This window comes from Asticcacaulis sp. (genome assembly GCF_047605585.1).
GTDB lineage: Bacteria > Pseudomonadota > Alphaproteobacteria > Caulobacterales > Caulobacteraceae > Asticcacaulis.
Map to the genome: position 1 here is coordinate 502556 of NZ_JASGFK010000001.1, position 13808 is coordinate 516363.

The window sequence follows — 13808 nt, forward strand, 5'->3', positions numbered from 1 at the left end:
GCCGTGCAGGGATGTGATTCAGGCCGGCAGCATTGTATGTTTTTCAAAGCAAAGATAGCAAAATATGAGATTCTTGCGCTGGTTCAGCCGGCTGACTTCGAGGCACATCGTTTTATGAAACCTCTTGGTAATATTATCAAAACCTTTACAATAAGAACGAGCGCGGAAATCAGTTGCAGGGCGCCGACCAGATAAAATGGACAAAAGTTCGCAGATTGCCGCCTTGTCGGTCCGACAAAAAGAGATCCTCCGCCTGATCGCCCAGCACATGCAGGCGAAGGAGGTCGGGCTTCTGCTGCATATCAGCGAGCATACGGTCAGAACCCACACCGACAGCGCCCGCCGCAAGCTGGGGGTGGCCACCAGCCGCGATGCCGCGCGCCTTCTGGCGGCGTTCGAAATCGGCAATGGCCCGGCGCCCCCCCTAGTCGATGATGAACGACCCTCATCAATGAGGATAGTCGCCCTCCCCGATCCGGTGCCAGGATCGGACCATGAACAGCAAACAGACATCGACCAAACAATTCCTTCCCGACGCGGATTACCTGATCATGAGTTGGAAGGACCTGGAATCAGCCCTTTGCCTGACAGCCAATCCGGAGCGGTATTCAAAGATATCCGAAACGGTACAGACGCTGCAGGTACTGAACAACGAGGTGGGACCACAGCGTACCGTGCTCACCATGGTTACGGCGATAGCCTGGTTAACGGACGATGGCTGCAGTTCAAAGTCTCGCTGAAGGGTCTGACGACCTTCCAGTGGCTGGGGCTCACCCTGCTGGTGTCCGCCACCATGGGCATACTGATGGGCGCGTTCCTGGCAATCAGCCTGGGTTTCCTCGAAACTTTTGAAAACATAGTCCGTCACGTTGGCTGATCCGGGGCTGATCCGGGGCGCCGCCTGACGGCGCACACCTGGAGAACAAGATGAGAAGAGTTGATATGGTTCGTGCCGGCGCAGGACAGCTGGTGTCCGCCGAGACCGCGATTGAAAAGGCCATGGGCGAAGTCGCCCTGCTGGTCCATTCGCTGGGCGCCATGCGCATGGATGCCCGCCTGGCCATGGAGGTCGGCCACGAGGCCATGGGATCGATCGTCGATACCATGTCGGCCCTGTCTACGGCGCGCTCCACCATCGTCAAGGCGCACCTGCAACTGGCCGAAGTAAAGTCCGACCTGGGCCTTGGCGCGGTGGCCGCGGGCACCAACGAAGACAAGACCAGCAAGCCCGCCACGACGGGGGCTCTGCGCGTAGTGGGTGACGAATAGGTTTTCCCCTGATACTCTCGCTCCATGGTCAGATTTCTTTGGGTATGGGGCGGTAATGGGCTGATTTTCCTGGTCAGCGCCTGGGCCTTTTGGCGGGGAGGCAGAACCGAGCGTCTCGGGGCTGCCTTCATTGCTTTGGCGTGGATCGTCACGCCGTTTGTGCAGACCCACGGGATTGTCGGGCTCGACCTGGGCACAACGGGGGTCGACCTGCTGCTGCTCATCGGCCTGACATGGCTGTCACTGAGTTCACGTGAGCTTTGGGCACTGCTGGCTTCCGCCTCGCAGCTGCTGTGCGTGATCGGCCATTTTGCCTCTGCCCTGTCGAACAATATCGGCATGTTCACCTATGTCACCGGCAATGGCTTCTGGGGCGGCTATATGCTGATCCTGGCCCTGGCCATCGGCATGATCGGCGCCGAACGCCGCCGGCGCGAAGAGAAGATCGCATCGACTGCCGCCGGTCATGGCTGATCGGGCCGTTACGGGGTGATCAGGGCGGCGCTATCGGATCGCCGGCCTTGCGGGCGTGAGCGAGGGCGAAGCGGTCCGCCGGGACCAGGGCATCGAGCGGATCGAAGCCCGGAATCGCAAAGTTCTGATAGATACAGCCATAGTCCGGATCGGCGGGATCGTAAGGGTGGCCATCATTCCAGAAGCCGCTTTGTTTGGCGCGACTGCGCACCAGATGATCGATACGGAAGGCCAGGACCGCCTTATAGTCATCGCCGGTCGGTTCGCGGTCCTCGTCATCCTCGTTGTCATCGAAATGGCCTGCGACGGATTTGGCGGCGGGTTTGGCCGCCTTCAAACCGGCAATACCGGGTAATGGCACGCGGGATGCTTCCGGCCGCGGGGCTTCATAGAGCTGGGACAACATACGGTCGGTGGCCAGCACGCAGCGGCCGGCGCGTTCGCCTTCGAGGAAGGTCTTTGGCAAGGGGAGCTTTTCGATGGCATCGAGCAGCCGATGGGCATAGACGCGCAGGCGCTTGCGGGCGGGCGCGATAATCGGGGTGGCCTCCGCCTCCAAAATTTCCGCAACCGGCAGGCTGGTCACCATGCGATCAGCGGCGATGACGGCCCGGGCGGCCCGTTCGCCCTCCAGAAAGCTTTCGGGCATGTCGATGGATTCGACGGCCTCGGCCACCAGACCCGCAAAGGCACGCAACCGCGCGCGAGCCGCTTTCAGCTCCGCCAGATCGTTGTCGACTTCGCTGTCATAGGTCTGGGCCGCATCCATCCGGTGATTATGCGGGCGGTTGGAGGAGCGGGGAGAAGTAGATGTTGTCTACTATTGGCCCTTAAGAGACATTACCGCCCTTGTTTTAAGTGCAAAAGCGGACTTGTTTAATTTGCCGCCTTGGCGGTCGAATGACCTCAAATGAGCGAACTTTGCGACCACGTGACATCCGCTCACTTGACTTGGGTGGGGCGGAAAGAGGAGAACTGGACCGCATCGGCAGTTCAAAGGTAGGCTAAATCGAGATGACACTGGATATCCGGGGCAGTTCGAAAACGACTAAGTTAAGCTCGAATGCCTATGTCGTATTCGAAGAGCTGATTTCGAATGCCATCGACTCTTATCTTATACGCAAGCATTCCGAATCCGACGCGCCTCCGCTTCGAGTCACGGTGGAAGTGGATTTCGCGGCCGCCGATATACTAGGCGATCGAGAAGTCATGAGCGTGACCTGCACGGACAATGGGTGTGGTCTGGGTGATGATCAGCTCAAGGCCTTTCTCACTAAGGATACGTCATATAAGGACGATCTATCGATTTCTGGAATTGGCAAATGTAAGGGTTCTGGCCGTATTCAGTATTTCCTTCATTTCGCCGAAGTGTCCATCGAGAGCACCTACCGCAAAGATGAGGACGTTTTCAAACGCATCTTGCGATTCGCTGAGCCTCAGAAGCAAATTGAGGCGGAGGATTTCCAACAAAATGCCGGTCTCCAAAGTGAGATAGGTAGTCGTTTTCGCTTGGATAGGTTCAAAGAGGAGGTTCGTGCACGCGTTTTCAAAACGGATGCCTTGCACCCGTTGTTTGGAGCGGCGGTACTGAAGCGCCAGATGCTAATGACGTTCCTTCAGCGCCTTGTCAGCCTTGACGACCGTTTAGGTGATTTTGAAATTTGCTTCCTCTCGCGTCATTGGAAATATGAGCCCCAGACCGAGCTTCTCAAACGTGATGATTTGCCCAAAGTTACGGAAGCGCCTGAGGTTCGTGTTGAAGAGCTCGAACCACTTACAGGCAAAGGACTAGGCACTTTTGTTACATTCACGCTATCGCACTATCGGCTGGATGCGACGCTGTTTGACCTGCCCAGGAGTACGATCGCCCTTTGCGCAAAGGCGTCACCGGTAAAAGACATCACAGGCCGCTACTTGCGCACGCGTACCGAACAGAACAACGCCGTTGACGGTTTCCACCATTTGGTACTGATTGAGAGCGATTACCTGGACCTGCACGTAAATGAGGTTCGCGACGATTTTGATGACATTCCTGAAGACTCATCTCAATCCGAGTTGTTTGGTGCTGCAACCCTGTCCTATGCCGACATTTATAACGTTATCGACCCGGTGATTATCCAGATGGTCGTACCGGGGAACTGGACCAAAGCCGACGTACTGAAGGACGTTGCCGATAACTTCGGAATAAACGAAGCCATGGTGATTGAGACTGGGACACGGGTCGTCTATGGCGAACCGCCACGCTCACTGGCTGAGCGGGTTCTAAAAAAGTATCAGGCGCAAGTTCTCGACGAGACCGCGCAAATCATCAATTTGAAGGAAGAAATTCTCAAGGTAGAACCAGACACTGAAGAGTTTCGGATCAAGATTAATGAACTAGCATGGAAATACGCCTCATCTCTTAATGCTTTCGATAAGGCAAACCTGTCGCAACTGATCGTACGGCGTACAGCAATCGTTGAAATTCTCGATCTTGCAACACGTCGTCAACTCACTATGCAAAACCTTGATGACGGAAAGAGGCGTAAGGATGAGGCCATCATACACAGCATTTTCTTCCCGATGCGCAAAGATTCGACAGAGGTCGCCGACCACGATGTCTGGTTGTTGAGCGAGGAGTATCACTATTTCGATTACATCGCTTCCGACGTGCCGTTAGCCAACCTGAAATGGAAGGATAATGAGCCTCTTTTCGACGCTGATATTGACGATACGTTCGCTCAACGTCTGAGTGCGCGTGCGGAAGAGAACAAAGGCAAGCGGCCCGATATAGCAATTTTCAATGCCGAAGGTGCGGCGATCATTCTGGAGTTTAAAGCACCGGGGGTTTCGACGGACGATCATGTCGGTGATCTATCCGAATATGCGCATCTGCTGGCGGCCAAGTCGGGGGGCAAACTTAAAAAGTTTTATTGTTATTTGATCGGCGATACTGTGAACAGGTTGCGTTTGTCCGGCACTTGGACGCCCTTTGCGACAGGCAAGGGGTGGTTTCAAACCGGTTACTTGACCGATCCTGACACGCGACAAAACCTTGGAGAGGTTTACTTCGAAATATTGCACTACAGCGATGTGGTGGATCGCGCCAAAAAACGGATCAGCATTTATCAGGAAAAACTGAAGATCGATCTGCACCAAAACTAGAAATCATACGACGTCATTTCACACATCGGTATGAACACGGTTGGCAGGCATGGCAATCGTGACGTCCGATTTCGGGCGCGCCATGCAATCCAGCAGCATGTCTCCTTAGGGGCGCTAAGCGGTCATATTGTTGTTTAATCAAAAAGAGCGGGTCTTGCGACCCGCTCTTTCCATTTTCAGTCGGTGGTTGGGATGGATTAGAAATCCATGCCGCCCATACCGCCCATACCGCCGCCGGGCATGGCGGGAGCAGCGGCTTCTTTTTTCGGCGCGTCGGTCACGGCGGCTTCCGTCGTGATCAGCAGGCCAGCCACCGAAGCGGCGTCTTGCAGGGCCGTGCGGACAACCTTGGCCGGGTCGATAACGCCATCGGCCACCAGATCGACGTACTTTTCGGTCTGGGCGTTGAAGCCGTAGGTGGCGCTGTCCGAAGCCAGGATGGCGTTGACAACGACCGAACCTTCGACGCCGGCGTTTTCAGCGATCTGGCGCAGCGGCGCCTGGATGGCCTTGCGCACGATGGCGATACCGGCGGTCTGGTCGGAGTTGATGCCTTCCAGGCCGGCCAGGGCCTTGGAGGCCTTCAGCAGGGCGGTGCCGCCGCCGGGGACGATGCCTTCTTCCACGGCCGCGCGGGTCGCGTTCAGGGCGTCGTCGACGCGGTCCTTCTTTTCCTTCACTTCGACTTCGGTCGAGCCGCCGACGCGGATGACGGCAACGCCGCCGGCCAGCTTGGCCAGACGTTCCTGCAGCTTTTCCTTGTCGTAGTCCGAGGTGGTTTCCTCGATCTGCTTCTTGATCTGGCCGATGCGGGCTTCGATGTCCGACTTTTCGCCAACGCCATCGACGATGGTGGTGGTTTCCTTGGTGATGGTCACCTTCTTGGCGCGGCCGAGCTGGTCGAGCGAGACGGTTTCCAGCTTGATGCCGAGGTCTTCGGAGATCACTTCGCCCTTGGTCAGGACGGCGATGTCTTCCAGCATGGCCTTGCGGCGGTCGCCGAAGCCAGGGGCCTTGACGGCAGCGACGCGCAGGCCGCCACGCAGACGGTTGACGACCAGGGTGGCCAGGGCTTCGCCTTCGACGTCCTCGGCGATGATCAGCAGCGGACGGCCCGATTGCACAACGGCTTCGAGGATCGGCAGCATGGGCTGGAGCGACGAGATCTTCTTGTCGAACACCAGGATGTACGGGTCTTCGAGGACCGCTTCCATCTTGTCCGGGTTGGTGATGAAGTAGGGCGACAGGTAGCCGCGGTCGAACTGCATGCCTTCGACGACGTCGAGTTCAGTTTCGGCGGTCTTGGCTTCTTCAACCGTGATGACGCCTTCATTGCCGACCTTTTCCATCGCCTTGGCGATCATTTCGCCGACTTCGAGGTCGCCGTTGGCCGAGATGGTGCCGACCTGGGCGATTTCGCCGTTGGTGGTGACCTTCTTGGAGGACGCCTTGATCTGCTCGACGACGACGCCGACAGCCTTGTCGATGCCGCGCTTCAGGTCCATCGGGTTCATGCCGGCGGCCACGGCCTTGAGGCCTTCCTGGACGATGGCTTGAGCGAGCACGGTGGCGGTGGTGGTGCCGTCACCGGCCTTGTCGTTGGTCTTGGAGGCGACTTCGCGGATCATCTGCGCGCCCATGTTTTCGAACTTGTCTTCCAGTTCGATTTCCTTGGCGACGGAGACGCCGTCCTTGGTCGAGCGCGGGGCGCCGAAGGACTTGTCGAGCACGACGTTGCGGCCCTTGGGGCCCAGGGTCACTTTAACAGCGTTGGCGAGGATGTTCACGCCGCGCAGCATCTTTTCGCGCGCGTCGGAACCAAAGAGAACTTGTTTGGCAGCCATTGTAATGGTTTCCTAGTCTTTGAATTTATGGATTGCGGGGACGCAATGCGTCTTAGCGGGTCACGATGCCCAGGATGTCGGATTCCTTCAGGATCAGCAGGTCTTCGCCGTCGATCTTGACTTCCGTGCCGCCCCACTTGCCGAACAGGACGCGGTCACCGGCCTTGACGTCGAGGGCGACGACATCGCCCTTGTCATTGCGGGCGCCGGGGCCGACAGCGACGACTTCGCCTTCCTGCGGCTTTTCCTTGGCGGTGTCCGGGATGATGATGCCGCCCTTGGTCTTGGCTTCTTCTTCGACGCGCTTGACCAGGACTCGGTCGCCTAACGGGCGAAAGCTCATGGGATGTCTCCGTTTTTCATTTTGATAAGGCTTGTTAGCACTCACGCGTGGCGAGTGCCAAGGCGTTCGGGAGATAGGCGCGGGGCGCAAACGAGTCAAGGGCGGCGCCTCACAAAAAAATTATAAAACCGCCTGAAATCCGAACGGTTTAATCACTATATTCTTATTAGGTTTGACCTAACTGCAATTCTGAGGAGCCCGTTATGTTGTCTGCCAAGGCCAAAGCCGCCGCCAAGAAGATCGAGTCGCTGAATGAAGGCGATGTCCAGTCGATTTCCGAGATGATCAAGCACGAGGTCGAGCACGCCACGCATGTGGTGTCCGAACGCGCCAAGGAGGCCGAGGCGAAGGTGCGCGATTTCGCCGACCACGCCTCGGACGATATCAAACGCTACACCGGCCAGGCCAAGCACAAGATCGAGGAAAACCCCCTGCCCTCGGTCGCCATTGCGCTCGGGGTCGGGTTCATTCTCGGTGCCCTGCTGATCCGCGGCGAGCGCCGCTAAAACTGAAAAGCCCGCACGGTATGGTCCGCGCGGGCTTTTCTTTATGGCAGAACCACATCCGCGACGATCGGGAAGTGATCTGAAATCACCCGGCCGCCGAAGCTGTCGGTCAGGACGCCAAAACGCGAGACGGTCAGGGTCCGTCCGACAAAGATATGGTCGATCGCCTCGCCATTGGTCTGGCGGATATCGAAATCATTGAAGGTGCCCTGGGGACCGAAATCGATGACAGCGCCCGTGCGCGCGTCCTTCAGGTTCAGGCCGCTCTCGCCGGTCAGGATGCGATAGGGCGCACTGTCCGTGCCGGAATTGAAATCGCCCATGACCAGCACGATTGCGTCCTGATAGGGCGCCAGGTTTTCGATCTGGCGGGCGCAGTTTTCCCGCGCCACCACGCCGATATGATCGAAATGGGCATTGCGGACATCGAAGAGGCGGCCGCTCCTGCGGTCACGCAGGATCAGGCGGGTAAAGGTGCGCGGCAGGGCAGCATCGGCGTCCTTGCCGGGCACATCCGGCGTCTTCGAGCACCACTGCGTGCTGGCCGCGACGCGGAAGAAACGCGTACGATCATAGAACAGGGTGGTCGTCTCGCCATTGACCCCATCGTCGCGGCCGATGCCGTAATGGTCGTAGGTCGGCAGGCGGTCGGAAAGATCGGCGACGGCGGTCTGCTTGGCCTCCTGGACGCCGAAAATATCCGGCGCAGTAAAGGCGATCTGTTTCGCCATCGGATCACGACGTTCGGCCCAGCGCGGATTATCGCCTTCGACATCGACGCGGATATTGTAGCTCATCACCCGCAACGTTTCCGCGCCGACGGGAAAAGCGGCTACGCAGAGCGCCGCAACAAGGCTGAATAACCGCATGTCTAATTCTCCACCGGGAAACGATCTCTACCGGCTGTATCGGACAACAGCCGCCTGTCAGTCAATCTCTTCGGCGACAAAACGGGCCTTGGCCAGTTCGCCAATCGACTTGGCGGCGGGATTTTCCTGGGCGGAAAGATCCGTCATATGTACGCGCTGTTCACAGTGGGCGCAGTGCGCCACCGGGCTCAGGGCATGACCGCAGGTTTCGTGGATCAGTTCGGTGATCGGCTTTTCCTCGCCATAGACATGGCGGGCGCCCCAGTCGTTCATGAAAACAATCATGGGGCGAAGTTCGCGGCCTTTGTCCGTCAGCACATATTCATAGCGGCGCGGGCGTTCGCAATAGAGTCGCTGCTCGAAAATACCGTGGGCGACCAGGTGCTTGAGGCGGGCCGCCAGCACATTGCGCGCCAGCCCCAGGGCCTCTTGCCACTGTTCGAACCGGCACAGGCCGGCGAAGGCATCGCGTATGATTAATAGCGTCCAGGGCTCGCCCACGATCTCGAGGCTGGCCGCGATGGCACACCTCTGCTTACTGTAATCTGCGGAACGGCCCATGCGAAACTCATACTTTATAGGTTGTTTGCCAGCATTGTTGCCATGCTTGCAGCGCACAACCAAGCAAAATTATTCTAACAATATATGTATGATGAAAGATAATGAAAAAATAACAAGCCGTATACGGTCGCAAATTATACAAAAAACGCAGGGTCGCCAGGCAGCCCGGTGACGGATATTAGATATCCGGCAGGTGTATACCAACCACTTTAATACATATGGGTGTCATTATTGCCCCGGCACACCCGGCGCCGCGGTATCATAGGAAGCGATTTTTGCTTAACGATTCAAAGCGTAAAGCGCAGAGAGGGCGCGCGCCAGACGCGCTTCGTCATTGCGGATGAAGTCCTGCTCGAAATGATTGCCCTGCCAGTGCAGCAGCACGGTGGTATCGCCATCGAGGCCGAGCATCAGGCTGTCCTGAAGGGTACGGATACCATTGGCGGCGCAATCGGTGGTATAGCTGCCGCAATCCGCCTGATAAAAGCCAGGGGCGGCGACATGCAGGTTCGGCGCCGCATTGCCGCTGTCGAGACTGGTGACGCGGAGATCCTGCGGACCGTCGGCGCGATTGAGGCGCACATGGATGGCGACGCGGCCAGTATCAGCCTCGGTCACCATATAGAGTTCGTCGGCACGGCCGTCGCCATCAAAATCGCCGCTGCGCGAGAGGTTCTGGTCGGCGCGGTTGAGGGTATTGAGGTCCGGCATCAGTGTCGCCGCGCCTGCCAGGGATGAGATCATGGCGCCGCCCGTCATCATCACAGCCAGCACGCTTCCCAGAATAACCGATCTCATACGCATTTCCGCACCTTGTCTTATATGGCCGATGGGACGGCTGTCCGTTTTCGGTACAGTTCCGTTCCTCTTGCGGGAGAGTCTCGCAAGGCCAATGCCAGACATGCCATGCGGATGCACGGCTGGCAATTATTTTTTGTTAACTATTTAGGTGATTGAAAGACCGGCAAAAACCCGTCTGCTTCGTCATTGTCAAAAGGCGCAGCGCTCAGGGGCTCGGCGGCGGCGGATAGCCAGAACGGATCAGGGACCCGGTCATCCGTACGTTTATCCGCATGCAGAAGGGCGACAAGGGCCTGCGGGCCGAGACTCAACAATACCATGGGAAGCGACTCCATCAATGAGATTGAGAATAGATCGCATTTTAATATTGGCAAGGGGAATATGAGTCACGTTTTGGTGTGGGCCGCGGGAAGGCGCTCCCCTCACCCGCCGGCCATTACCCGCCCGGATGAAGCCCCGGGGCTTCCTGGCCGGTACGGGCGACATATTCGCTGTAGCCGCCCTCATAGCGATGCACGCCTTCCGGCGTCAGTTCCAGCACGCGGTTCGACAGCGCCGCCAGGAAATGGCGGTCGTGCGAGACAAACAGCATGGTGCCCTCGAAATCGGCCAGGGCCGCCACCAGCATCTCCTTGGTGGTCATGTCGAGGTGGTTGGTCGGTTCGTCGAGCACCAGCAGGTTGGGCGGATCGAACAGCATCTTGGCCATGACCAGGCGCGCCTTTTCACCACCGGAAAGCACGCGGCAGGGCTTTTCGACGTCGTCGCCGGAGAAACCGAAACAGCCGGCCAGGGTACGCAGGGCGCCCTGCCCCGCCTGCGGGAATGAGCCATCCAGCGACTCGAAGATCGTTTCCTCACCATCGAGCAGATCCATCGAGTGCTGGGCGAAATAGCCCATCTTCACGCTGGCGCCAACGCTGACCGTGCCCTGGTCGGGTTTCGTATCGCCCGCCACAAGCTTGAGCAGGGTGGACTTGCCGGCGCCGTTGGCGCCGAGGATGCACCAGCGCTCCTTGCGCCGCACCAGGAAATCCAGCCCGGAATAGATCGACTGGCTGCCATAGCTTTTATGGACATTGCGCAGGTTCAGCACATCGTCACCCGAACGCGGCGGCGAGCGGAATTCGAACTGGATCGACTGGCGGCGGCGCGGCGCCTCGACCTTCTCGATCTTGTCGAGCTTCTTGACCCGGCTCTGCACCTGGGCGGCATGGCTGGCACGCGCCTTGAAACGCTCGATGAACTTGATTTCCTTCGCCAGCATGGCCTGCTGGCGCTCATACTGCGCCTGGCGCTGGGCCTCGGTGAGCGCGCGCTGCTGTTCGTAGAAATCGAGATCGCCCGAATAGGTAATGAGCGCGCCGCCGTCGATTTCCACCACCTTGCCGATGATGCGGTTCATGAAGGCGCGGTCGTGCGAGGTCATCAGCAGGGCGCCGTCGTAATTCTTGAGGAAGGCCTCCAGCCAGATCAGGCTTTCGAGATCGAGGTGGTTGGAGGGTTCATCGAGCAGCATGCCATCAGGGCGCATCAGCAGGATACGGGCCAGGGCCACGCGCATCTTCCAGCCGCCGGAGAGCAGGCCGACATCGCCATCCATACGTTCCTGGCTGAAGCTCAGGCCCGCCAACACCTCGCGCGCCCGGGCTTCCACGGAATAGCCGTCCAGCTCCTCGAAACGCGCCTGCACGTCGCCATAACGCTCGATGATGGCGTCAAACGCTTCCGCCTGATCCGGATCGGCCATGGCGGCTTCCAGTTCGGCCATTTCGGCGGCCAGCGCGCTGACGGGGCCCACGCCATCCATCACCGCCGCCACGGCGCTCTGGCCGGACATCTCGCCGACCTCCTGGCTGAAATAGCCGATCGTCAGGCCGGGATCGATGCCCACTAGTCCGTCATCCGGCTGTTCCTGGCCGGTGATCATGCGGAAAAGCGTCGTCTTGCCCGCGCCGTTCGGCCCGACCAGCCCGACCTTCTCCCCCTTCTGAATGGACATCGACGCATCGATGAACAGGATCTGGTGGCCATTCTGCTTGCTGATATTGTCTAGGCGGATCATGCGGGTCTTGAACTGACTGAATAAGGGAACGCGCCGCTCAGGCGGCATCCGGCAGGCTCTACAGGTCCGCAGGCCTCAAGGGAAGGGCGTATTTCGTGTAAAGCGCCTGGTATGAAGCCTATGGCTTCAGCTTGATCACCCCGATCACCGCCGGGCCGGGGGTATCGGATTTGGCGTTGCCGCGGTCGTCGAGGTTGCTCCACTGGCTGTCGGCGACAAAGACGAAGTCATCGCCATTGACCACGCCCTGGGTGGGCTGGGCCAGACTCTTGGGGGCGCGCAGCAGAATTTCAACCTGATCGACCTGGGTCCAGTCGGCGGACATATGCAGGCGCAGGATGCGGTTGGGCTTCAGGCCATTCTGCACGGCAATCAGATCATTGCCATAGCGGCTCAGCGAGGTAATGCCGAGCAGATTGCCTTCCGCTGGCGGCAGCAGCCGCGCCATGGCGCCGCTGGTCAGGTCGACGCGGTAAAGGCCAGAGGTGAAATCGGTCACCATCAGCACCGTGGCGTCGGCGTTTTCGGCCAGGCCTTGCGGGTTATCCATATAGCCTTCGGGAATCAGGGTCTCCAGCGTCTGGCCGTAATCGGTCAGGCGCAGCACCTCGCCATGCGCCGTATCGGTGACGTAGAGATCATCCTTACCCAGCAGCAGGTGGCCGAATTCGCGATCGGGCTTGGCCGGATCGGTTACCGCCGCCAGCACCTTGCCGTCCGCCGCACTGAAGGAGACGATCTTGGAAGCGATCGGCTTGGCCGGATCGTAGCCGGCGGTCAGGCGGCTGTGCACCGTGGCGGCATAGAGGGTGCCATCGCGCAGGCCCAGACCGTAGGCCGCGACTCCCGGCCGGAAATTGATGACATCGGTCGCGCCCTGGGGGGACAGTGCGATGACCTTGCCGTCATGAATGCTGGTCAGGTAAAGCTGCTGCTGGTCCGGCACAAAGGCCATGCCCTCGACGATATTGAAGCCGTTGAGCCCCGCCAGCCCCTCCATGCTGCCAATGGTCGTCTGGTTGAGCTGAAGCTGGTTTTCCAGATCCGAGTCCCAGATGGTGTTGAACTCGGTATTCTGGGTGAGATCGAGCACATTGCCGCGCTTCAGATAATCCAGCAGGGCCGCTTTCGCCTCGGTCTTGCGCCGCTCTTTCAGGAAGACCTGGGCGCGCAGCAGCGGAATGGACGGCGAATCCGGCAATATGGCCTGCGCCTTGGCGAAATCGTCCATGGCCGTGGCCGTGTCGCCCTTATCGAGCGCCGTCATGCCATCGCCACGAAGGCTGCGGAACTGGCCGAGATCGGACGCGGGATCGACCGTCTGGGCCTGAGCCGACGCGGTGAAGGAAAGGGCAAGGGCAGCGAGGATCAGGCGTTTCATTTGGCGGCGGCCACCTTGGGCGTATCTGTTTTCGTCATGTCGATAACCAGACTGATCGGCGCGGCGGTCGTCTGGCGCACGCTGCGCATGATGATGCGGCTCTCGACGCCGGACACCAGATCCGAGGCCAGCAGCTTGTCGCGCAGGAAGTCGTCATAGGCGTGCATGTCACGCGTCATGACCCGCAGCATGTAATCCTCGTGGCCGGTAACCGTCTGGCAGCTGACGACCTCCGGCCAGTTTTCCAGCCGCGCCTCGAAGGCCTCCAGATTGGCGCGCGACGGCAGGGAGAGCTTGACCGAGACATAGACCTCAAAGGCCAGGCCCAGCTTTTCGGCATCGAGCACGGTGACGCGCTTGCGGATGATGCCCAGGTCTTCCAGCCGCTTGATGCGCCGCCAGCAGGGCGACGGCGACAGGCCGACGCGCTCGGCCAGGTCTGCGACCGACAGAGACGCATCTTCCTGAATCAACTCCAGGATGCGAGCATCGAGTTCATCAATCAGATCGGACAAAATTTACCCCCAAAACGCGGCAATAACCGGGACTTG

General features: G+C 59.0%; 14 protein-coding genes. 5 read left to right on the forward strand and 9 right to left on the reverse strand.

Annotated elements, in window-relative coordinates:
- Positions 1 to 196 precede the first annotated feature (196 nt).
- From QM647_RS02400 to QM647_RS02410, 3 genes are read left to right on the forward strand one after another with little or no spacing between them, the layout of a single operon-like run.
- A complete protein-coding gene (locus QM647_RS02400) occupies positions 197 to 877 on the forward strand; it encodes a helix-turn-helix domain-containing protein (RefSeq protein ID WP_414993871.1) in 681 nt (226 codons plus the stop codon).
- 50 nt (positions 878 to 927) lie between these two features.
- On the forward strand, positions 928 to 1269 hold the full coding sequence (locus tag QM647_RS02405) for a hypothetical protein (RefSeq protein WP_414993872.1): 342 nt from the start codon (positions 928 to 930) through the stop codon (positions 1267 to 1269).
- Between the two features lie 24 nt (positions 1270 to 1293).
- The gene (locus tag QM647_RS02410; protein ID WP_414993873.1) at positions 1294 to 1743 is read left to right on the forward strand and encodes a hypothetical protein; all 450 of its coding nucleotides are present in this window, start codon (positions 1294 to 1296) and stop codon (positions 1741 to 1743) included.
- Between the two features lie 19 nt (positions 1744 to 1762).
- On the opposite strand, the gene QM647_RS02415 is transcribed toward QM647_RS02410, so the two are convergent.
- A complete protein-coding gene (locus QM647_RS02415) occupies positions 1763 to 2512 on the reverse strand; it encodes a hypothetical protein (RefSeq protein ID WP_414993874.1) in 750 nt (249 codons plus the stop codon).
- A 245-nt stretch (positions 2513 to 2757) separates the two neighbouring features.
- Between QM647_RS02415 and QM647_RS02420 the strand changes: the two genes are divergently transcribed.
- On the forward strand, positions 2758 to 4887 hold the full coding sequence (locus QM647_RS02420) for a hypothetical protein (protein WP_414993875.1): 2130 nt from the start codon (positions 2758 to 2760) through the stop codon (positions 4885 to 4887).
- 197 nt (positions 4888 to 5084) lie between these two features.
- Here QM647_RS02420 and groL read toward each other — a convergent pair whose 3' ends face one another.
- A complete protein-coding gene (gene groL / locus QM647_RS02425) occupies positions 5085 to 6731 on the reverse strand; it encodes a chaperonin GroEL (RefSeq protein WP_414993876.1) in 1647 nt (548 codons plus the stop codon).
- Positions 6732 to 6783: 52 nt separating this feature from the next.
- A complete protein-coding gene (groES, locus tag QM647_RS02430) occupies positions 6784 to 7074 on the reverse strand; it encodes a co-chaperone GroES (protein WP_414993877.1) in 291 nt (96 codons plus the stop codon).
- 203 nt (positions 7075 to 7277) lie between these two features.
- On the opposite strand from groES, the gene QM647_RS02435 reads away from it, so the two are divergent.
- On the forward strand, positions 7278 to 7580 hold the full coding sequence (locus QM647_RS02435) for a DUF883 family protein (RefSeq protein ID WP_414993878.1): 303 nt from the start codon (positions 7278 to 7280) through the stop codon (positions 7578 to 7580).
- 41 nt (positions 7581 to 7621) lie between these two features.
- Here the strand turns inward: QM647_RS02435 and QM647_RS02440 are convergent, their stop codons facing one another.
- The 6 genes from QM647_RS02440 to QM647_RS02465 all read right to left on the reverse strand — a co-directional run bounded on the left by QM647_RS02440 (position 7622) and on the right by QM647_RS02465 (position 13772).
- Positions 7622 to 8449, reverse strand: a complete 828-nt coding sequence (locus QM647_RS02440; protein WP_414993879.1) for an endonuclease/exonuclease/phosphatase family protein — start codon at positions 8447 to 8449, stop codon at positions 7622 to 7624.
- 57 nt (positions 8450 to 8506) lie between these two features.
- A complete protein-coding gene (locus QM647_RS02445) occupies positions 8507 to 9010 on the reverse strand; it encodes a winged helix-turn-helix transcriptional regulator (RefSeq protein ID WP_414993880.1) in 504 nt (167 codons plus the stop codon).
- A gap of 279 nt (positions 9011 to 9289) precedes the next feature.
- Complete coding sequence (locus QM647_RS02450; protein ID WP_414993881.1) at positions 9290 to 9814, reverse strand: hypothetical protein; 525 nt, start codon at positions 9812 to 9814, stop codon at positions 9290 to 9292.
- 433 nt (positions 9815 to 10247) lie between these two features.
- The gene (locus QM647_RS02455) at positions 10248 to 11876 is read right to left on the reverse strand and encodes an ABC-F family ATP-binding cassette domain-containing protein (protein WP_414993882.1); all 1629 of its coding nucleotides are present in this window, start codon (positions 11874 to 11876) and stop codon (positions 10248 to 10250) included.
- 118 nt (positions 11877 to 11994) lie between these two features.
- Positions 11995 to 13257, reverse strand: a complete 1263-nt coding sequence (locus tag QM647_RS02460; RefSeq protein WP_414993883.1) for a hypothetical protein — start codon at positions 13255 to 13257, stop codon at positions 11995 to 11997.
- On the reverse strand, positions 13254 to 13772 hold the full coding sequence (locus tag QM647_RS02465; RefSeq protein ID WP_414993884.1) for an Lrp/AsnC family transcriptional regulator: 519 nt from the start codon (positions 13770 to 13772) through the stop codon (positions 13254 to 13256). Before QM647_RS02465 ends, QM647_RS02460 begins: the two co-directional genes overlap by 4 nt.
- Between the last annotated feature and the right edge of the window lie 36 nt (positions 13773 to 13808).

Coding starts and splice junctions, on each gene's coding strand:
- QM647_RS02400 (WP_414993871.1), top strand. CDS start 197: ATGGACAAAAGTTCGCAGATTGCCGCCTTGTCGGTCCGACAAAAAGAG.
- QM647_RS02405 (WP_414993872.1), top strand. CDS start 928: ATGAGAAGAGTTGATATGGTTCGTGCCGGCGCAGGACAGCTGGTGTCC.
- QM647_RS02410 (WP_414993873.1), top strand. CDS start 1,294: ATGGTCAGATTTCTTTGGGTATGGGGCGGTAATGGGCTGATTTTCCTG.
- QM647_RS02415 (WP_414993874.1), bottom strand. CDS start 2,512: ATGGATGCGGCCCAGACCTATGACAGCGAAGTCGACAACGATCTGGCG.
- QM647_RS02420 (WP_414993875.1), top strand. CDS start 2,758: ATGACACTGGATATCCGGGGCAGTTCGAAAACGACTAAGTTAAGCTCG.
- groL (WP_414993876.1), bottom strand. CDS start 6,731: ATGGCTGCCAAACAAGTTCTCTTTGGTTCCGACGCGCGCGAAAAGATG.
- groES (WP_414993877.1), bottom strand. CDS start 7,074: ATGAGCTTTCGCCCGTTAGGCGACCGAGTCCTGGTCAAGCGCGTCGAA.
- QM647_RS02435 (WP_414993878.1), top strand. CDS start 7,278: ATGTTGTCTGCCAAGGCCAAAGCCGCCGCCAAGAAGATCGAGTCGCTG.
- QM647_RS02440 (WP_414993879.1), bottom strand. CDS start 8,449: ATGCGGTTATTCAGCCTTGTTGCGGCGCTCTGCGTAGCCGCTTTTCCC.
- QM647_RS02445 (WP_414993880.1), bottom strand. CDS start 9,010: ATGGGCCGTTCCGCAGATTACAGTAAGCAGAGGTGTGCCATCGCGGCC.
- QM647_RS02450 (WP_414993881.1), bottom strand. CDS start 9,814: ATGCGTATGAGATCGGTTATTCTGGGAAGCGTGCTGGCTGTGATGATG.
- QM647_RS02455 (WP_414993882.1), bottom strand. CDS start 11,876: ATGATCCGCCTAGACAATATCAGCAAGCAGAATGGCCACCAGATCCTG.
- QM647_RS02460 (WP_414993883.1), bottom strand. CDS start 13,257: ATGAAACGCCTGATCCTCGCTGCCCTTGCCCTTTCCTTCACCGCGTCG.